At 39.7% G+C, this 19,633-nt stretch carries 15 protein-coding genes and 1 pseudogene; 7 read left to right on the top strand and 9 right to left on the bottom strand.

The features are described 5' to 3' along the window. Positions 1-25: 25 nt before the first annotated feature. Positions 26-583: a hypothetical protein gene (locus ACZ8ZH_RS04200; RefSeq protein WP_119063145.1), complete on the bottom strand. Its 558-nt coding sequence runs from the start codon at positions 581-583 to the stop codon at positions 26-28. 223 nt (positions 584-806) lie between these two features. Between ACZ8ZH_RS04200 and ACZ8ZH_RS04205 the strand changes: the two genes are divergently transcribed. After that, complete coding sequence (locus tag ACZ8ZH_RS04205; RefSeq protein WP_086208066.1) at positions 807-2,306, top strand: cation:proton antiporter; 1,500 nt, start codon at positions 807-809, stop codon at positions 2,304-2,306. Between the two features lie 542 nt (positions 2,307-2,848). Here the strand turns inward: ACZ8ZH_RS04205 and ACZ8ZH_RS04210 are convergent. Then, positions 2,849-3,739 carry a DUF4198 domain-containing protein gene (locus ACZ8ZH_RS04210; protein WP_119063144.1) on the bottom strand — a complete coding sequence of 297 codons (891 nt, stop codon included), beginning with the start codon at positions 3,737-3,739 and terminating at the stop codon, positions 2,849-2,851. A gap of 323 nt (positions 3,740-4,062) precedes the next feature. Here ACZ8ZH_RS04210 and ACZ8ZH_RS04215 point away from each other — a divergent pair, with 323 nt between their 5' ends. The 3 genes from ACZ8ZH_RS04215 to ACZ8ZH_RS04225 are packed head-to-tail and all read left to right on the top strand — an operon-like array spanning position 4,063 to position 7,747. Then, positions 4,063-5,640 carry a DUF2271 domain-containing protein gene (locus ACZ8ZH_RS04215; RefSeq protein ID WP_119063143.1) on the top strand — a complete coding sequence of 526 codons (1,578 nt, stop codon included), beginning with the start codon at positions 4,063-4,065 and terminating at the stop codon, positions 5,638-5,640. Between the two features lie 34 nt (positions 5,641-5,674). Continuing rightward, positions 5,675-6,265, top strand: a complete 591-nt coding sequence (locus tag ACZ8ZH_RS04220) for a PepSY-associated TM helix domain-containing protein (protein ID WP_086208063.1) — start codon at positions 5,675-5,677, stop codon at positions 6,263-6,265. A 9-nt stretch (positions 6,266-6,274) separates the two neighbouring features. Beyond that, on the top strand, positions 6,275-7,747 hold the full coding sequence (locus tag ACZ8ZH_RS04225; protein WP_119063142.1) for a sulfite reductase subunit alpha: 1,473 nt from the start codon (positions 6,275-6,277) through the stop codon (positions 7,745-7,747). 9 nt (positions 7,748-7,756) lie between these two features. On the opposite strand, the pseudogene ACZ8ZH_RS04230 reads toward ACZ8ZH_RS04225, so the two are convergent. Together ACZ8ZH_RS04230 and ACZ8ZH_RS04235 are read right to left on the bottom strand one after the other, a co-directional pair. Continuing rightward, a pseudogene (locus tag ACZ8ZH_RS04230) lies at positions 7,757-7,979 on the bottom strand (DUF6500 family protein). Positions 7,980-8,138: 159 nt separating this feature from the next. Next, on the bottom strand, positions 8,139-10,202 hold the full coding sequence (locus ACZ8ZH_RS04235) for a TonB-dependent receptor plug domain-containing protein (RefSeq protein WP_119063141.1): 2,064 nt from the start codon (positions 10,200-10,202) through the stop codon (positions 8,139-8,141). Positions 10,203-10,373: 171 nt separating this feature from the next. Between ACZ8ZH_RS04235 and ACZ8ZH_RS04240 the strand changes: the two genes are divergently transcribed. Continuing rightward, positions 10,374-10,697 carry an MGMT family protein gene (locus tag ACZ8ZH_RS04240; RefSeq protein ID WP_119063140.1) on the top strand — a complete coding sequence of 108 codons (324 nt, stop codon included), beginning with the start codon at positions 10,374-10,376 and terminating at the stop codon, positions 10,695-10,697. A gap of 43 nt (positions 10,698-10,740) precedes the next feature. Here the strand turns inward: ACZ8ZH_RS04240 and ACZ8ZH_RS04245 are convergent, their stop codons facing one another. After that, entirely contained in the window at positions 10,741-11,181 is a 441-nt protein-coding gene (locus tag ACZ8ZH_RS04245; protein WP_086208058.1) for a universal stress protein, read from the bottom strand. Positions 11,182-11,478: 297 nt separating this feature from the next. On the opposite strand from ACZ8ZH_RS04245, the gene ACZ8ZH_RS04250 reads away from it, so the two are divergent. After that, positions 11,479-12,915, top strand: coding sequence for a KAP family P-loop NTPase fold protein (locus ACZ8ZH_RS04250; protein ID WP_119063139.1), 1,437 nt, complete (start codon positions 11,479-11,481; stop codon positions 12,913-12,915). Here ACZ8ZH_RS04250 and ACZ8ZH_RS04255 read toward each other — a convergent pair. The 4 genes from ACZ8ZH_RS04255 to carA all read right to left on the bottom strand — a co-directional run bounded on the left by ACZ8ZH_RS04255 (position 12,912) and on the right by carA (position 18,823). Continuing rightward, positions 12,912-13,538 (bottom strand): CatB-related O-acetyltransferase, encoded by a 627-nt coding sequence (locus ACZ8ZH_RS04255; RefSeq protein WP_119063138.1) that lies wholly within the window; start codon positions 13,536-13,538, stop codon positions 12,912-12,914. The two genes, ACZ8ZH_RS04250 and ACZ8ZH_RS04255, sit on opposite strands and share 4 nt — an antisense overlap. Positions 13,539-13,862: 324 nt before the next feature. After that, the gene (gene greA / locus ACZ8ZH_RS04260; RefSeq protein ID WP_004695598.1) at positions 13,863-14,339 is read right to left on the bottom strand and encodes a transcription elongation factor GreA; all 477 of its coding nucleotides are present in this window, start codon (positions 14,337-14,339) and stop codon (positions 13,863-13,865) included. A 93-nt stretch (positions 14,340-14,432) separates the two neighbouring features. Further along, positions 14,433-17,666: a carbamoyl-phosphate synthase large subunit gene (carB, locus tag ACZ8ZH_RS04265; protein WP_110974346.1), complete on the bottom strand. Its 3,234-nt coding sequence runs from the start codon at positions 17,664-17,666 to the stop codon at positions 14,433-14,435. Positions 17,667-17,680: 14 nt separating this feature from the next. Beyond that, the gene (gene carA, locus ACZ8ZH_RS04270; protein WP_087526323.1) at positions 17,681-18,823 is read right to left on the bottom strand and encodes a glutamine-hydrolyzing carbamoyl-phosphate synthase small subunit; all 1,143 of its coding nucleotides are present in this window, start codon (positions 18,821-18,823) and stop codon (positions 17,681-17,683) included. A gap of 307 nt (positions 18,824-19,130) precedes the next feature. Between carA and ACZ8ZH_RS04275 the strand changes: the two genes are divergently transcribed. Further along, the gene (locus ACZ8ZH_RS04275; protein WP_119063137.1) at positions 19,131-19,589 is read left to right on the top strand and encodes a hypothetical protein; all 459 of its coding nucleotides are present in this window, start codon (positions 19,131-19,133) and stop codon (positions 19,587-19,589) included. The last annotated feature ends 44 nt before the right edge of the window (positions 19,590-19,633 follow it).

A 19,633-nucleotide genomic window follows, 5' to 3' on the forward strand; every position in this document is an offset into this window, starting at 1 on the left:
TTTTTTATTTCGATATATTGGATTTTTATCGGTTTAAGAATTGTTTAAAGTTTCGTGCAACACGCACGCTCACATAAAGTGCGATGAGTGCAAATAGCAATACACCAAAAATCACATACTTTAAGTTACTCACATCGGCACGGTAAAATTGTTGAATCTGCTCTGCTGTGTAACGCAACGTTTTGATTTGCTGAGTACGAGTGTCGAGATAACTGACTTGTTGGATATAATTAAACGGACCTGCTTTGAAAAGTTCAATGGATTGAATTTGACGGGTATGTTGTTCGTTGTAGTCATCCACACAAATGTCAGTTAAATAATGATCGCAACTGAGTTTAGCAATATAGCCTTGATTTGCCACATGCAAATAAATATGCTCATCTGGGGCTTTATTATTTGAAAGTAAAACCAAAGTTTGCTCAGGGCTAGAGTTCATTTTAAAAGTTTGTGCTGCGGCAAAATTCTGATCTGCTTGCCAGATATCTTTGCCTTTAGCAAAACAAGTCAAAAACAACGCAAAAGTTGTTAAGAAAATAATCAGTGCGAAGAACATTCGAAAGACTGTTTTAAAGGTGAATGGCATAGGAGATCAAACTTTAAAAATGGGGAAGATCACGCATAAAAGACATGCATCGGCACTATGTTAATTCATCATCAAAAGAAATGTTAAAAAAATTATTTTTTTCGGGCTTTGGATGTAAAAATGATTAGAATATTTTGACGAAGCATGTTTATGGCATCATTATTTATGGTCTAAATAAGGATTTAAAGTCGTAATCAGCCCCACCGCCCAATTTGGAAGTTCAATGGGAAATTATTTTTTTCTACAAGTTTTTACCGTTATTTTTGCATTATCTATTGCAACCACTATTTTTAATAAACGTATTTTAGGTTTTCCCCAAGCCATCGGCGTGCCGATTGTTTCTGCTATTTTTGTCTTTATTTTGCAGTGGGGTGCAAGTCTGCTAAGTGGCAATCAGTTTATAACCATCAATATTCATAACATTGAAGATGCTGTACGGCACATTGATTTTTATGACTTTCTAATCAATGGTGTGATCTGTTTCATTTTGACCTCATCCGCATTGAAGTTCAAAGTTTCAGATTTACGTAGTCATTGGAAACCGATCAGTATTTTAGCCAGTATTGCACTGGTATTGTGTGCCGTGTTCTTTGGGGTGGCGCTCTATGGTTATCAGTTCCTGATTGGGCAGCATGTCGATTTATTGGTACTTTTACTGTTGGGTGCCGCATTGGGTGCAACGGATCCGATTGGGATCAAAGGCGTGCTCAGTTCTATACGTGCACCGCATCATTTAATGGTCAAGCTCGAAGGCGAATCACTGTTTAATGATGCGATGTGTATTGCCTTGTTTATGACTTTATTAAATGTCTTACAAGGTGAAAACTTTACTGTTATAGGTGTATTACAGACCTTACTCTATGAAATCTTTGTCGCTGTTATTATTGGTTGGGCATTTGGTTTAGGAATTCTACGTTTACTGCGTGGTAAGCACGAAATGGAATCCCTCATTTTAACCACAGCACTCTTGGCTTGTGGTTCGTATTTGGTTGCATTGTTTGCGCATGCCTCAGCACCGATTGCATGCGTTATAGGTGGTTTGATCGTAGGGAACAAGTGGAAAGAAATTTTACAAGAACGTGAAATACGTGAAGTAAACCATTTTTGGCATACGGTTGAAGGGATTATCAACTCGTTCTTATTTACCTTAATTGGTTTGGAACTGTTTATTTTAGATCTCAGTTTTAGTTTGATCTTTGGTGGCATCGTCGCTTTTATTATTCTGCATGCTTCACGTTTTGCAGCCAACTATTTATCTTTTGCTTTTTTCCCATCTTTCCGTAAGAAAAGCTATAACGGTAGTTTGGCTATTCTGTCATGGGGTGGGGTACGTGGGGGAATTTCTCTAGCGCTGATCTTAGCTGTTGCCAACGTACCCGAGTTGAGCGAATACAGCAGTATCCTGATCGGCTATACCTTTATCGCAGTGTTGCTCTCAGGGGTTGTTTGTGGTTTGGGATTACCAGCAGTTATGAATGCTTTTTACTACAATCCGAATGAGGAAAAGACTGGTTTTAAGGGCTGGTATCAACGATTATGCAATAGAATGAACCGTAAAGGGTTTAAATACATCATAGGTGAAGATACGCAAGGCAATGAAACTATTATCGTTTATCAGCCAGAGGCCTTGATTGATATTAAAGCCGATGATGGTATTGCAGCAGTGCATAATCCTGAGCGAGTCCAAGAAGTGAAACGTTTGGAAAGTCCTGATAATTTTTAGTTATTTGGCTGTACTAATACCATAATTGAGACATAGATGTTCTTTTATACATTTAATAGATGATGAAACGTATTGAGTTTCATTTATATCAGGCATTTTCAGAGAATATTAAATTTCAATGAAAATGCTTTTTTGTTTGATTACTTTTGATTTGGGAAAGAAATGGATTAGATGCAGTCTGCATGTAATGGTTATTTGACTGTATTAGAGCTCTTACAAAAGTCAAAAAATGATTATTCACTGGCAACAAAATAAGTGTCGAAAGTCACTTCTCTCTTGGTGATAAGGTGAGGATGAAGGGATATTCTTCATATAAATACTATCTCTAACCTTGCCCTTTAAAAAGGAGAGAGAACGTTCATTATGATTTCAATACAGCTCAAAAAACGACTTATGCAAGAACGCTATTAATCTGCTCGTATTGTGGATGGTGAGCCGTAAATATAAGGATGAGTAAGAGAATAAAAAGATGGTATGTGAAACGAACTAAATGACACAATCGAATAAAGTGGCACTTACAGGGGTGTAAGTGCCAAATCGAGTTATTCTGTTACTTCTACAGTCACGCTATAGGTGTAGGTTTGAGCGGCAGGTTGTTTGGTACTGTCTGGGCTTGCTTCTGGATAGGCTGTCGTAATTAAATAAATACCAGCTTCATTAAATTTAACCTCTACTTCACCTTTAGCATTGGTTTTTACAGGTGGTTGGTCGCGTTTTGCATTTGGTTGGTAACTACTTGCACCTTTAAATACATCAACCTCTAAGTTAGGAACGGCTTTACCATTCATCAAAACTTGTGCTTTTAATGATTCGCCTGTAAATAGCTCATTAGGATGAGTTAAAAACTTAAACTCAAAACCTTTGTTTTCAACATTCGGGATTGGGCTTGGTTTGCCTTTGGTCACAAAACTTTCAGCAATATAGATATTGGTTGTTTGTACGGTTTTTGCATTTGCAGGAACTTGGTCTTCCGCAACAAAACGAGGCGGCTGATTTGCAGGGGCTTGTTGAGGGGCTTTTTGTTCAGCATTTGCTGGCGGTTGTTGCATTGGTGCTGCATTTGCAGGACGTGGTGGGCGTACACGTAGCCAATGCCCATCAATTAAAGCGTATTTGGTTGGGTTCCCCGTCGCCTCTTTTGTACGGATCCGATAGGTGCCGTCATCGTTTAAATTGAACTCAGCGATATTAAATTTTTTCAGTTCTGCTGCGGCGTTGATTGATTCAGTTTTACCATTGGGATTTGTAACTTGATAACTGGTTTTGAAGTTACGGCTTGGAACAAAGAATTTTTCTACAGTGATACTACTTTGGAAACTTACACTATCAGATTTACTATCAAATACTTCTGGCAATAAAAAAGGGCTAGCGGTATGAGCAAAACTTAATGTTGGTAGCGCAGACAGTAATGCAATCGTAATGAACTGACGCATGAGACTTCCTTATAAAGATAAATAAGCAAAAATGGCAAATATTTGTGACAATTTACTTGATAACGAGTATCAATTTCAATATTATTTCGATAAATTTTTAATCAGCCATCTGAAAAAATAGATGATCAATTAAAAGTTATTTCCCTTGTTTGTGTAGCGTCTAAATTTTGATTGATCTTATTGATTTTACTAAAAATATGGTCAGCATTTAAACTGTGATATCGCTAAACACCAGATGAGCATTAAGATAGAGTTAAGAACATTACTTTAAAATTTATACAGCACTAAATTTGAAGTAAGTCTTGGAGCATGGAACCCCTAGTATGTCATCAACTCAACAACTTTTCCGCCCAGTACAGATAATCTTCCGTTTATCACCGTTGATGGCAGCGTTGGCTGTATTCATGTCACCAATCACGGCGACTCAAGCCAATGAGCAAAGTCTCAGTGAAAATGCAATACAACAGTTATCCGAGTCAGCTCAAGCATCAAGTTATCGTTTTCATCAAGATCATGTGCTAGGCACTTCTTTAGATGTTGTGGTTACGACATCTCAGCAACAAGATGCAGAAAAGGCATTACAAGCGATTCAGACAGAAATTGCTCGACTTGATCAAGTTCTCTCGGTTTGGCGTGATGATAGTGAAATTAGCCAATTAAATCGTGAACACCAAATTTCGGCTTCATCTGAGCTTTATGATGTTGTCGCAGCTTGTGAACAATGGCGCAGTGCAACGTGTGGCGGCTTTGATGCACGTTTGGGGCAATTGACCCAGCTATGGGAACAAAGCAATCAAGTTCAACGTTTGGATGACAATACTCAAGAATCATTATTGCGTCAGTTACAAACTCAGAGTATTGAACTGAATCCTGTAACCAAGCAGATTAAAACACCATCAGCAGTTAAAATCGTACCTGATGCTTATGCCAAAGGTTATGTGATTGACCGTGCTATGTTGGCGGCAAAACAAGCTGTGCCACATTTACAAGGGATTCTGATTGATATTGGTGGTGATATGCGTGTTTGGGGGCAATCACCTCAACAAGCAGGCTGGAAAGTCGGTATACAAGACCCGAATGAGCATTTTGATAATGTCGCGCCAACTCAAGTACTCAACCTTAAAGATCAAGCTGTGGCTTTTAGTGGTCAAGGCTACCGTGGATTCGCAGATCAATCACATTTGTTAAACCCACACACAGGGCAACCGATTCAGAACGTTGAACAATGTGTTGTCGTTGGACAATGTGCTGCTGATTCAGATGCATTGGCAACGGCATTAACTGCAATGCCTGCACATGAGGGGATGCAACTGATTGAACAACTCGTCGGTTATGAGGCTCAGCTTGTTGCAACAGATGGTACACGTTATCAAAGTTCAGGCTGGTCATCATTATTAGATGCCAATCAACCTGCTCTAATGCGTCATGTTGCGGCGAATGGTGCAGCAACCGCTTGGCCAAAGGGCTATCAAGCTCAGTTAGAAGTGAATATTCCAAAGATTGCTGTCGATAACTATCGTGCGCCTTATGTTTCAGTTTGGGTCACGGACAGTGATAAAAAGATTGTGCGCACTCTAGCGGTTTGGGGTAAAGATGAGAAGTGGATTAACTCTAACTATGTTTGGTGGCGTCGATATGGTCGTCAAATGCCAAACCTAGATGCAGTTGCAAAACCTTCACGTCAACCAGGACAATATAAGTTGGCGTGGGATGGTAAAGACGAAGTGGGTAAAATGGTGAAAGCGGGTAAATATATCATTCATATTGAAACCTCGCGTGAACATGGTGATCACTCTTATCAAACCATTGAGTTGAATGTTACACCAAAATCAGCGACACAAACGCTTCCTGCTCAAGCAGAAATTGGTACAGTTAAATTGAATTTCCAACGTGGTGCTTAAGCTTTAGCATCACTCCATCTATGAGGCTAGTCCCTTGTATCAACGCCGTGATTTTTACCGCCATGCACGTTATGTGCATGGTTGGCTTTCTGCCTTTGCCTTTATCGTTTTGATCTTCTTTGCTGCCACAGGTCTATTTCTCAATAACCCTGATTGGTTTAAATCAAAGAATGAAGAGCAGACCACCACATTCACTTTGCCGCCAACACTGGTTGAGTCTCTGCAAAAACAAGAGAACCCAAGTCAAAGTATTGTTGAATATGTTCGTACAAAACAACCTTTGATTGGTCGTTATAAAAGTAGCGAAGTGATGGATGGTGAAGTGATGATTCGTCTCGAAAGCCCAGCAGGTTCAACAGACCTATGGGTATTGCTCGACAATGGTGATGTTGAGATGACGCAGAAACCAGCCACTACTGTTTCACTATTGAATGATCTGCATCGTGGGAAAAACGTTGGAACAGCTTGGCATTGGTTAATTGATATCAGTGCAATCATCATTATTTTATTATCGTTGGCAGGCTATATTCTGTTCCTGACCATCAAAACCCGTTTAGTGACGCATCTGCTTTTAACAGCATGTAGTTTATCGGCAATTATTTTGCTCATTTGGTCTGCTATTTAAGGTGAAAGGATGACTCAAGCTGTACTGACGATTATTGTGATATTGGCAATATTATTGAGCCTACATCTTTTTATAATCGTTTGGTTGTTATGGCAACAACGTCATGCTAAGCAAAAAGCGAATCAAGATCACCCTGCTTATTTAGTGGTGTATGCCAGTCAATCGGGACATGCTGAATCTTGGGCAAAGCATACGACTGAGCAATTACGTTTAATTGATCATCACACTACAATTCGTAATATTCAAGAATTGAGCATTGCTGATTTAACCCAACATCAACGAATTCTATGGGTGGTGAGTACTTATGGAGAAGGTGATGCACCTGATGCTGCCCAGTCATTTGTCCATAAAATATTGTCTCAATCTTTAGATTTATCGCATTTATCCTTCGCAGTGCTTGCATTGGGCGATAAACGCTATGCGAATTTTTGTCAGTTTGGACAAACATTGGAACAATGGTTGTTGAAGCAGCAAGCACAGACTTTATTTCCGACGGTTCTTGTGGATCAACTCAATAGTCGTGATTTAGAACAATGGTTGCTGGGTTTGGAGCAATTAACCACCACTCAGTTTTCAGCGCTATCTATTGAAAAAGAGCGTATAGAATTAAAGTTTGCTCATCGTCAATGCCTGAATAAAGGCAGTATCGGGGACGCAATTTATAAAATTCAGTTGATTGCCGAACAAGATTTGGTTTGGTCGTCAGGTGATATTTTAGAAATTCAATGTGAAAATAATACGGCTGATATTCACGACTTTTTAGTAGCACAACAGCAAAAAGATGCAGTGGATTTCATTCCTCAACTACGCCGCTTAAATTTAAGAAAATTACCACCTAGAGCCTCGCTTCCATTTGCAGAATGGATTACACAATTTGAATCTCTAGCTCAGCGTGAATATTCGATTGCGAGTTTGCCTGAAAATGGTTTAATTGAATTGGTGGTGAGGCAGCAGCAGACTGAATCAGGCTTAGGACTAGGTTCAGGTTGGTTGACGGCGGGGTTGGAGCAAGATCAATCACTGCAAGCCAATATTCGTCATAATCCAAGTTTCCACTTAGCTCATGATGAGCGGCCACTGATTTTAATTGGCAATGGTACGGGAATCGCAGGTCTAGTTGCACATTTACGCCAACGTGAGCATTGGGGATATAAAAAGAATTGGCTCATTTTTGGTGAAAGACAGCAGCAGTTTGATCATTTATATCAAACAGAGATTCGGTACTGGCAGCAGCATGGTTTTCTGGATCAGGTGGATTATGCTTTTTCACGTGATCAGGCTGAAAAAGTCTATGTGCAAGATTGTCTAAGAACACAATCGGTTCAATTACAGACATGGATTGCACAAGGTGCAGCGATATATGTCTGTGGTAGTTTGCAAGGCATGGCGAGTGGTGTGGATCAAGTCCTCAAAAAGATTTTAGGGCATGAACACGTAGAACAGCTTAAGCAGCAACAGCGTTATCAACGCGATGTTTACTAAGCCTTTCGATTAAGCTGATTGGGCTAAGACTAGTGCTTTAATCTTGTCAGCTTTCTCAAAATGATTCAGTCGATGTTCGATGATCCACCAATGGGCAGCTTCCATTAAGCATTCAGGATCATCATTTTTATTGGCAAAGAAAGCATAAAAAGAAAGTCCGACGTTACTGCCTTTTTTTTGCAATTTTTTCATCGCAGACCTGTACGATTTTGGCTTTTAGTTCGGCTCTCATATTATCCTCTAAGCATTGATGAAAGTAGAACGCAGATCATAGCATTCCCAATATTGGGAGTTTTCATAATTCGATTTTTAATACCTAGCTTGAAATCTAAAAAGCCAGCTATAAGAATAGCTGGCTTGTGTTGATCAAGAATAAACCTAGCAGAGAAATTTAGAACTTCTTCTCTAGAGAGAATTGGAAACTAGGCATGCCTTGGTTGGTTCTTGCTTGATATAAACTGCCGTCAGACTGATTGGTCAATCGTTCTTTATAATCCGTGCTTAATACATTGTTCAGATTCAAACTTGCTGCCCAACCATCAGTAAAGCGTTTAGTTGCACTTAGATCTACACCAAAACGTTCATTGGTGGTTCGATCATAAGGTTGACCATCTAAACCACGAGTGAATTCAGGTGTATAGCTCACATTGATACTGGTAGAAAGTTGCCATGGCTTAAAGTTATAAGATAAACCTGCGCTTGCATTGTAGGGTGCAACATCACTCACTAAACGTTGATTGTGTTGCTCATCTTCGACTTTGGCACGGATGGTTGATACTTGCCCATTCAGCATAAATGAATGACCTGCATCTGTTTGTTTCAACGCATAACGCCCAGAAAGCTCAACTCCATACGTTGTTGCTTCATTTTGGTTTTGTGGACGTTCAACATAGCGAGCGCCTTCAAGTGCAATCACTTTCTCGATATAGTCTTTAATTTTACGGTGATACGCCGTTAAGCTAACTCCACCACTCGTAGAGTCATAAGCCAATGTTGATTCGGCAGCACGGATTTTTTCTGGTTTTAAGTTTGGATTGCCACCGCGATCGGGGTTGTTTAATGAACCCGCATCACTATCTGTAGAGACTGTTACATGAGAGACCAAACGCTCTGTTTTAGGGTTGTTAAACGCTTGGCTTAAGTTGGTTTGGATCGACCATTGTTCGGTCAGGTCAAAACGGTAAGCCAGTACAGGACTCAAATGTTGATCTTGATAATCGACTAAACCTGAACGATTTAACCATTCTTGACGCGCACCCAAAGTCACAGTTTGACGATCTGTAAAACGCCAACTTCCTTCTGCATATAGAGCATAGCGCTGTTCATCTAAACTTTCACTGACATTGCTATCTAGATTATTATGACGTAGATCAGCACCAAATTTAATTTGACGATCTGGATCTAATTTACGCATACCATCATAAGCTAAACCATATTCATGAATGGTTTCATCGGTATAAATCGTATTTTGAGGCGAACGTGTGAGTTGAGTTTCGGTTTGGCGTTCAACAGATAATTTGATTTTATCGCTGAGATCTTTGTCTTTACGCTCATAACGTGTGTTTAAACGAATGCTATCATTCTTATCATCTTGAGTTTGATTGGTAGAAGAACCTTCTATTTTCATGTTGCGATAGGATAATTCAGCAATCAATTTTTGTTGATCATCAAGCTCATATTCCAAACGTGGCATAAACATCTGCATGGTACGGTTAAGAGTACGTAATTGTTCTCGCGTTTCAGTTGCAGTTTCAGTTTTAGTAAGCGACGTATTATCAACCCACATTTGATTTGCAGCAACACTATATGACCAAGCATTGTCACGGCCATCGGCTTGGACACTGATTTTCTGCTCACTCTTAGATTGTTTTTCAGAGCTTTCATACTTGCCATAACCGACTTTGACTGAACCACTTAAGCGATTATTCAGAGGTTCTTTTAGAATAATATTGATCACGGCTGATGATGCAACGGAAGCTTGGGCAACACTTGGTTGCTTAACCACTTCAATGCGTTCAATCATTTCAGGGGTAAGGGTATCAATAATAGACATCCCACCACGAGGCCCCCCTTGTACTGGCTCACCATTAATTAGAAATGTGGGACCAGCACCGCCGCGAAAACGCATTCCAGAAGCACCACCACCACCGCGAGGATCTTGCCCAGGTGTTGGAAGCTGAAAGCCTGCAGAGCGGCGTAAAGCATCCATGACCGATTGATCGCCATATTGCAGCATTTCATCTCGGGTAATGACTGTTTTGGCTACAGCACTAATATCATCATCTTTTTGCTTTTGTGGCTCTTCATCCGCTTTAAAAGAGAGTGTGGGTAAAACTTTTGGGGTCGATTCATTATCAGGGGGAACACTTGTATCAAGTGCAAATATGGATGAACTGATACTGAGTAATGTAGAGCTAAGTATGCTCAGCTTTCCATAGTAGAACGGATGTCCCATTAAAATACCCCAAAGAAAAATCAAATTATTTTGTATGTAGCGTAGTGTAAAATTATGTAGAAAAATGCAACTTTTTCTAAAATAATTATAGTTGCACACGAATTTTTAGAAAATTGTTATTCGTGACTTTATGGTGAGTTATTTTTAGTCGTCAAAAAAGGATAGGTCTGCATGGCGGAGGCGATAGTTAAAGAATTGGCACCCATGATTTTTCAAGTGATTGCTCAAATTCCGTATGGTCGTGTAGCGAGTTATGGACAAATTGCACGCTTAGCAGGCATCCCAAAACATGCACGTTTGGTGGGCTATGTGCTGAAACATATGGATGCAGACAGTAGTTTGCCTTGGTATCGGGTCATCAACTCACAAGGGAAAATTAGCCTAAGTAAACTCAATGATCAGGGACAGAATATTCAAGCACAGTTACTTATGGCAGAGGGGATTTTAGTGATTGGGGATAAAGTGAAAATGAAAGAGTTTCAATGGAATATTTAAAATAGACATGCTCTACCTCCGTGGAAGTAGAGCATTTGATATATTACTGACGAACAACTAAAACAGGAATGTGCGCTTCACCTAAAACACTTTGCGCAACGCTACCTAGGAATAAACGCTTTAAACCTGTACGACCATGAGAGCCGATCACAATCAAATCTGCCTTAGATGTTTCCGCTTCTCTGATAATTTCACGGTGAATCACCTGACCTTCAAGTAGTTTTGCTTCAACAGGAATATCGAGATCACTAAATTTAGCTGCTGCTTCCTCTAATGTTTTCAAAACTGAAGTACGCGCACGTTCAATTAAGTCATTGGTTTGAGTTGCAGAAATATATTCAGCCGCAATATAAGGGTCAAGTGCAAGCACCTGAACGACTGTAATTTTACCGCCAAATGCTTTTGCAAGTTCAGCCGCTTGCGCAACTGCTGCATATGAAGTTTCTGAACCGTCTACTGGGACTAAAATGTTTTGGTAAGCCATTGTTGTTTCTCCTTATTATCCACTCTGATTATGTACAAACTGCTGTTCTAATGTATCACTGTTCAAATACAGCCCATACCTTGATATTAGCTGTATTTTTTAAAGAATAAAACCTAGTAATTTCATACGGATATTTGTATATGAAATGCTAATTTTTCACTTCTAAATTAGCATAAAAGCGCGTGAATAATAATCAATTTAACACTAAAGTTGAATGTAAATGTAGCGTTTAGGAAACATAGGCTCTGTCTAAAAAATAGCATATATTTATGAATAACTTACTATTTTATAAATACAATGACAGATACGAATCAACTGAATTGGCAACGGACAAATTTAGATAATATTGAAACTGCTTGGGAGGACGATCTTTGGGATCGTAAGCGTTTGGGTATTCAACTGACGAATTATGTTGATCGTTTGCAGTGTGGGGCTGTACTCGCTTTAGATGCCCGTTGGGGTGAAGGAAAAACGTGGTTTGTAAGACATTGGCAAAAACATTTAGAAGATGAAAATCATAATGTGATTTATTTGGATGCATTTGCAAATGATTATTTAGATGATCCATTTTTAGTAATTTCTTCTGAAATTGCTTCTAAACTTAACCAAACAGCTGATAAAAGACTTGTTCATAAATTTAAAAAGGCAGCAGCTGTTTTACAACAAGGTTTGTTGACCCAAGCACCAACAATTATTGCTTCAATGATTAGCTTTGCTTTAACTGGCGGAATCATTCCTTTTTTAAAGCTTGATAATGATTCCATAAAAGATAAATATGAGGATATTGTCGATCAGGTAACTGATAATATTGGTGAAAAAGTTACTGAAGCAATTCAAAAGAAAATTGATGATTATGAAGAAGAAAAACAGTCCTTAAATGCTTTCAAAGAAACACTAGCGAAGCTAGCTGAAAGTTTAGATAAGCCTTTAGTTTTTATCATTGATGAGCTTGATCGTTGTCGTCCTGATTTTGCAATTCGTTTGATTGAGCGAATTAAACATTTTTTTGATATTCCTAAAATTGTTTTTGTTTTGGTAATGGATAAAACTCAATTTTCAAAAGTGATTTGTCATAATTATGGTTATGATGAAAGTCTTGGTGAGGAATACTTAACAAAGTTTGTCGATTTTACGATTGAATTAAAACATGCTAAAGATAGTGAAAACTTTGAACTTATCATAAAAGATCAATTGTTTAAGATAGGTGAACTAAACACTTTAGAAGAACTTAGTGAAATATATTATTGGGCACTTTATTTACAGCTTCATGTAAAAATGAATAGTCGAGAGTTAATAAAAAGAATTAATCAGTATGCTTTATTAAGAACAGAAAGCAATGAGAAGAATTTAATTTTAATAACCTTTATATTTGGCTCTATTACAGCAAATAATTTTAAACCTTTTATAAAAGAGATTTTTCAAGAATTAATAAAAGATTTAAGAGGTGATGTATATCATTTTGGACGAAAACACGGTATTTCAACATGGGGAGGTAATTATGATGAAATAACGAGTAGTGAATGGTATAAAATTATTATGCAAAGAGAGCTTCAAATTAGTAATTCTTTATTAAACATAGTCATTACTGCTTATCATGATTCAGATAAATCACAAGATAAAACTACAAAAGAACATTACTTGAGACAGGGTTTAGAAAATTTTTCTATTTCAGACTTTACTCATTCGAATAATTTTGCATTAGATTGGGAAAATTATATTAAGAGAGGTATCTAACTTTTGTTTTTAAAGTAATTAACTAATTTTTGAACATCATCTGTCTGTAACTGCTCACGCATTTTTAAAAACTGCTTTTCATCTAGGTCATAGAGCTTCAGTGCAAGCAGTTTTTCGATGTCTGCTTCGGGAAAGCGATATTTAATAATCTTGGCAGGTACTCCACCCACAACAGCATAGGGTGGAACATCTTTGGTCACGACAGCACCTGTTGCTACTACAGCACCTTCACCTAACTTCACACCTTGCATAATCATGGCACGAGAGCCAATCCAACAGCCATCCCCAATGATGGTATTACCTGCGGGAACAAAACTACGCGTATCAAAGGGAAAAGCTGAAATCCAGTCAGTACGATGCAGTTGGTTACCGCCCATCATAATGACGCATTCTGCACCAAAACAAACGAAGTTACCGATATAGAGCTGATCAATCGGTTTATCTATGGTTGAAGGCTTATCATGTAAATAACGCACGACACAACGTTCAAAACCCTGATCCCAATAAGCTGAGTAGTAAGAATAATTCCCTTTAATGTGAATATTTGGATTCTTCACCGTTTTAGAGATGAACTCAAACTCACACCAGTGTTTGACAGGAGAATTGATCAAAGGTTCAGACATAGAATGATAACATTGCAGGGTGTAGGGAATTATAACAAATAAAAGTCTTGCTTTGAAAAAGAGAGGGGAATGAATGCCTTAAATCTAACACTCTCTTGTTTGATGTACCTCATCCTAACCGTATTCTTTAGATGGAAGGAGTATCCATGGCGAATTAAATTTTGGGTTTTGGTAGGCAGGTTTGTATATCTTAAACCCATCGCATTTTTGTAATGAAATTTCCCTTGCCATAATAAGAGGGTAAAGGAGAGGTATTTTGGGAAAATATAAAAACAAAAAACCCCTCAATTGAGGGGTTCTTACAGCCGTAAATATCAAAGAAACTTAGATATATGCAACTTTTACAATTTCGTATTCAACTTCACCTTGAGGTGTTTGAATTTTTACTTCGTCGCCTTCGCTTTTGCCCAAAAGGCCACGTGCGATAGGAGAGTTCACTGAAATTTTATTGATTTTAAAATCAGCTTCGTCATCACCCACGATCATATAGGTCTTTTGTTCTTCGGTATCTAAGTTTTCGATAGTGACTGTCACCCCAAAAACTACACGACCGTTTTGTTCAAGTTCTTTGACATCAATCACTTGAGCTGCACCCAATTTGCCTTCGATGTCTTGAACACGACCTTCACAGAAACCTTGTTGCTCACGGGCAGCATGGTATTCCGCATTTTCTTTTAAATCCCCGTGCTCACGTGCTTCAGCAATTGCCGCAATAATACGTGGACGTTCAATACTTTTTAATTGATGTAATTCTTTCTCTAAGGCTAACTTGCCTTGGGGAGTCATAGGATAACGTTGCATTGTTGTCCCTCAAGTCTGTGAGTGTAAAAAATATAGGTTTATAAATGAAAAAAGCCCGCCACCGAGAGGTGACGGGACTTCTCGGTAAACGAATTAACCTACAGTTTGTAAATCTTGCAAACGGTATACATCCATTGGCAATTGAATCGCAAAAGCTTGGCATACAGCATCAGCACCGTTCAAGGTCGTTGTGTTATACACTTTCGCTTGAAGCGCTGAACGACGAATCGAGAACGAATCTTGTTGAGCTTGTTTGCCTTCAGTTGTATTGATAATGAGGTGAACTTCGCCATTTTTCAAGCGGTCCACGATATTAGGACGACCTTCAGTGACTTTATTTACACGTTCACACTCAATACCAGCAGCTTTAATAAACTCGTAAGTACCGCCAGTTGCAAGTACTTTGAAACCAAAGTCTACTAATTTTTTCGCAATACCAACAGCACGAGGCTTGTCTGAGTCACGTACAGAGATAAATGCATGCTTCACTTCGCCTTCTGTAGGAAGACCTGGTACGCGTTCATTCGAGCCTAACACAGCTTTGTAGAAGGCTTCACCAAATGTTTTACCTACACCCATGACTTCGCCTGTAGATTTCATCTCAGGGCCAAGAATAGGGTCAACACCCGGGAATTTGTTGAATGGGAACACTGCTTCTTTTACAGAGAAGTGAGTTGGGATGATTTCTTTTGTGAATCCTTGAGATTCTAAAGACTGACCCGCCATACAACGTGCAGCCACTTTCGCTAAAGACTCACCGATACATTTAGAAACGAATGGCACAGTACGCGACGCACGTGGGTTCACTTCTAGGATGTAAACGTCTTCGCCTTTCACAGCAAACTGTACGTTCATCAAACCAACCACGCCAAGCTCTTTCGCCATCGCAACAGTTTGACGACGCATTTCGTCTTGGATTTCAACTGAGAGCGAGTACGGAGGAATCGAACATGCTGAGTCACCTGAGTGAATCCCTGCTTGTTCAATGTGCTGCATAATACCGCCAATCACAACGTCTTTACCGTCAGATACACAGTCTACGTCAACTTCGATCGCATCATCTAAGAAACGGTCAAGAAGAACAGGCGCTTCATTTGATGCTTGAACTGCATCACGTAAGTAGCGTTTAAGCTCTTCGTCGTTGTATACGATTTCCATCGCACGACCACCGAGTACATAAGAAGGACGTACCACAAGTGGGTAGCCTACTTTCGATGCTTCAGCCATACCTTCTTCAGCAGATTTTACGATGCTGTTGTTTGGTTGACGAAGTTGAAGACGTTGAATCATTTGTTGGAAACGTTCACGGTCTTCTGCACGGTCAATCGCATCTGGTGATGTACCAATAATTGGCGCACCCGCTTCTTCCAAAGCACGAGCCAATTTAAGCGGAGTCTGACCACCATACTGAACGATAATGCCTTTTGGCTTTTCAGTACGTACGATTTCAAGTACATCCTCCAAAGTGATTGGTTCGAAGTACAAACGATCAGATGTGTCGTAATCCGTTGAAACTGTTTCAGGGTTACAGTTCACCATGATGGTCTCGTAGCCATCTTCACGCATTGCAAGCGCTGCGTGTACACAGCAGTAATCGAATTCGATACCTTGACCAATACGGTTAGGACCACCACCGATCACCATGATCTTATCTTTGTCAGATGGGTTTGATTCACACTCGTCATCATAAGTTGAATACATGTATGCAGTGTCAGATTCAAACTCTGCTGCACAAGTATCCACACGTTTGTAAACTGGAGTCACGCCCAAGTTCCAACGGTGCTTACGGAATTGTTTTTGTGAAATACCCATCAAGTTCGCGATGCGAAGGTCAGATAAACCTTTACGTTTGAACGAACGAATGTTATTCGCATTCAAATCACCAAAACCTAGGGTTTTGATTTCATTTTCAGTTTTGATGATGTCTTCGATTTGGATTAAGAACCAACGGTCAATTTTGGTTGCTTCAAAAACATCGTCTAAGCTAAAACCGTGACGGAAAGCATCAGCTACATACCAAATACGCTCAGGACCCGGAACTTTAAGCTCTTGAAGAATCTTTTCGCGTGCGCCTTCAGCACCCACTTCGATTTTTTCGTCAAAACCAGAAACACCCACTTCAAGACCACGAAGTGCTTTGTTTACAGACTCTTGGAAGTTACGACCAATTGCCATGACTTCACCCACAGATTTCATCTGTGTCGTTAAAGTCGCGTCTGCTTGCGGGAATTTTTCAAAGTTGAAACGTGGAACTTTAGTTACCACGTAGTCAATTGCAGGTTCGAATGACGCAGGAGTAGTACCACCTGTGATGTCATTTTTCAATTCATCAAGGGTATAACCAACAGCCAGCTTCGCAGCGATTTTTGCAATCGGGAAACCTGTTGCTTTTGATGCAAGAGCAGATGAACGTGATACACGTGGGTTCATCTCGATGATCACCATACGGCCAGTATTCGGGCAAATACCGAACTGAACGTTAGAACCACCCGTTTCCACACCAATTTCACGAAGAACTGCTAAAGACGCATTACGCATCAATTGATATTCTTTATCTGTCAATGTTTGCGCAGGTGCAACAGTGATTGAGTCACCTGTATGCACGCCCATTGGGTCAAAGTTTTCAATTGAACAAACGATGATACAGTTGTCGTTTTTGTCACGAACAACTTCCATCTCGTATTCTTTCCAACCAATTAAAGATTCATCAATCAATAATTGTTTAGTTGGTGAAAGGTCGAAACCGCGTTCACAGATTTCAAGGAATTCTTCACGGTTATATGCGATACCACCGCCTGAACCACCCATCGTGAATGACGGACGGATAATCACAGGGAAGCCGAAGCGCGCTTGAATCTCTAAAGCTTCTTCCATGTTTTCAGCAATCGCAGCTTTTGGACATTCAAGACCAATTTTACGCATTGCTTCATCAAACAGTTTACGGTCTTCAGCTTTTTCAATCGCTTCTTTGGTCGCGCCAATCAATTCAACATTGTATTTTTCTAAAATACCGTTGGCATCCAGTGCAAGCGCACAGTTTAATGCTGTTTGACCACCCATAGTTGGAAGAACCGCATCTGGGCGTTCTTTCTCAATGATTTGAGCAACGGTTTGCCAAGTGATTGGCTCGATATACGTTGCGTCTGCCATTGTAGGGTCAGTCATAATGGTCGCTGGGTTAGAGTTCACCAAAATAACACGGTAACCTTCTTCACGAAGGGCTTTACACGCTTGCGCACCTGAGTAGTCAAACTCACATGCCTGTCCGATGACAATCGGACCTGCACCAATAATTAAGATGCTTTTAATGTCTGTACGTTTAGCCATGATCGCTTCCTTAATTACTTCTTAGATGCTTCGATAAGTTCGATGAAATGATCGAACAATGGTGCGCAGTCATGCGGACCAGGGCTTGCTTCAGGGTGACCTTGGAAGCTGAACGCTGGCTTGTCTGTACGATGAATCCCTTGAAGAGTTTGATCGAACAAAGACTTGTGCGTAGCTTTTAAGTTTGCAGGAAGTGTTTCTGCATCCACTGCGAAGCCATGGTTTTGAGAAGTAATCATCACCGTACCATCTTCGATGTTTTGTACTGGATGGTTAGCACCGTGGTGACCATGCGGCATTTTCACCGTTTTAGCGCCAGAAGCAAGTGCAAGAATTTGGTGACCTAAGCAAATACCAAAGACAGGTAAGTTGCGAGCGTCTTCTACAATTGTTTTTACAGCTTCAATTGCGTAGTCACATGCAGCTGGATCGCCAGGGCCGTTCGATAAGAACACGCCATCTGGATTCAACGCAAGTACGTCAGCAGCAGGAGTTTGTGCAGGCACCACAGTGAGTTTACAACCGCGGTCAGCAAGCATACGTAAGATGTTGGTTTTGACACCGTAGTCGTATGCAACAACATGGAATTTAAGTTCAGGTTGTGTAAAGCCTTTGCCTAAAACCCAAGAACCTTCGGTCCATTCGAAGCCTGTTGGGTCACAGCATTCTTTCGCTAGGTCTAAACCATTTAAACCACCAAAGGCACGAGCTTTTTCTAAAGCTTGTTCTTCAGTAATATTTTCACCAGCAAGGATGCAACCATTTTGTGCGCCTTTGTCACGTAGAATACGAGTCAATTTGCGCGTATCAATATCTGCAATCGCAACGACATTATGTTCTTTTAAGTATTCGCCTAAAGATTGCGTTGATCGGAAGTTGCTATGCAATAAAGGTAGGTCACGAATGATCAATCCATTGGCCCATACTTTATGAATTCGACCTGACTCAGCGTCTTCATCATTACAACCTGTGTTACCGATGTGTGGGTAAGTTAGAGTCACAAGTTGTTGTGCATAACTTGGGTCAGTCAAAATTTCTTGATAGCCAGTCATGGCAGTGTTGAAAACGACTTCACCAGTCGTACTACCCGATGCACCAATAGACGTTCCTTTAAAGATCGTACCATCGGCAAGGGCTAAAATTGCTGGGGTGCTCAAACCAAAGCTCCTGAAATTTAGGCTGTAAAAAAGCGAGTAGACGAAAAAAAGGAAGGCTATCTAAAAACCTACCCTCCCTATGTCTGCTCGCTTGAACTTAACACGGCATTATACGCAACCGCACTATTAAAGTCCATGCCAATAACAAGGAATAAATAATATAAAAGACTTGTATTTTGAGGCGAAAGCTGTTTTTAAAGTTTTGTGAGGAAAATGTAACAACAAATAATTGTCTGACAAATCAAAATCTAAATTTTATCAAATCACGCTAAGCTGTCACTGTCTATATAACAACAGGAATAAAATCATGACTGAACCAAAAGCTGAACCAAAAAGAGTAGCTAAACCAAAGCCTGCGCTGAAAGAAGTCGTTGCGGAAAGCACTGAAAAGCTAGAGCAAGTGGCAAAAGAAGCATCAGAGCAAGTCACTGAAGCTGTAGTTGAGAGTAAAGAAAAGCTTGAGGCAGAAGCAAAGCAGTTGAATGCCAGTGTGCAAGAACAATTGCGTCAGTTTAAACAAGATTTGTTGCAGCGTTTAGAAACCATTAAAGGGCAGTTGGCAAATTCTCAAAAAGATATCTCAGAACTAAAAGAGTTTGTAAAAACTGAGTTTACTGCAGTTTTAGATGATTTAACTAAATTGGGCAAAGAGCTAAAAGGTGATGTCAGTGAAATTTCGGTGAAGCATAAAGATCAGTTAACAGAAACCTTTAAGCGCTCTAAAGAACATACGCTTGAGGCTTGGAATAAAGTTTCAAGTAAATAATGGTCTTTGTGCTGACTTGAATTGAAATATATCCATAAAAAAGT

The organism is Acinetobacter sp. SW-226 (assembly GCF_055632855.1).

Bases quoted from the DNA above. Each gene is read 5' to 3' on its own strand.
- ACZ8ZH_RS04200 (WP_119063145.1), bottom strand. From the start codon at position 583: ATGCCATTCACCTTTAAAACAGTCTTTCGAATGTTCTTCGCACTGATT.
- ACZ8ZH_RS04205 (WP_086208066.1), top strand. From the start codon at position 807: ATGGGAAATTATTTTTTTCTACAAGTTTTTACCGTTATTTTTGCATTA.
- ACZ8ZH_RS04210 (WP_119063144.1), bottom strand. From the start codon at position 3,739: ATGCGTCAGTTCATTACGATTGCATTACTGTCTGCGCTACCAACATTA.
- ACZ8ZH_RS04215 (WP_119063143.1), top strand. From the start codon at position 4,063: ATGTCATCAACTCAACAACTTTTCCGCCCAGTACAGATAATCTTCCGT.
- ACZ8ZH_RS04225 (WP_119063142.1), top strand. From the start codon at position 6,275: ATGACTCAAGCTGTACTGACGATTATTGTGATATTGGCAATATTATTG.
- ACZ8ZH_RS04235 (WP_119063141.1), bottom strand. From the start codon at position 10,202: ATGGGACATCCGTTCTACTATGGAAAGCTGAGCATACTTAGCTCTACA.
- ACZ8ZH_RS04240 (WP_119063140.1), top strand. From the start codon at position 10,374: ATGGCGGAGGCGATAGTTAAAGAATTGGCACCCATGATTTTTCAAGTG.
- ACZ8ZH_RS04245 (WP_086208058.1), bottom strand. From the start codon at position 11,181: ATGGCTTACCAAAACATTTTAGTCCCAGTAGACGGTTCAGAAACTTCA.
- ACZ8ZH_RS04250 (WP_119063139.1), top strand. From the start codon at position 11,479: ATGACAGATACGAATCAACTGAATTGGCAACGGACAAATTTAGATAAT.
- ACZ8ZH_RS04255 (WP_119063138.1), bottom strand. From the start codon at position 13,538: ATGTCTGAACCTTTGATCAATTCTCCTGTCAAACACTGGTGTGAGTTT.
- greA (WP_004695598.1), bottom strand. From the start codon at position 14,339: ATGCAACGTTATCCTATGACTCCCCAAGGCAAGTTAGCCTTAGAGAAA.
- carB (WP_110974346.1), bottom strand. From the start codon at position 17,666: ATGGCTAAACGTACAGACATTAAAAGCATCTTAATTATTGGTGCAGGT.
- ACZ8ZH_RS04275 (WP_119063137.1), top strand. From the start codon at position 19,131: ATGACTGAACCAAAAGCTGAACCAAAAAGAGTAGCTAAACCAAAGCCT.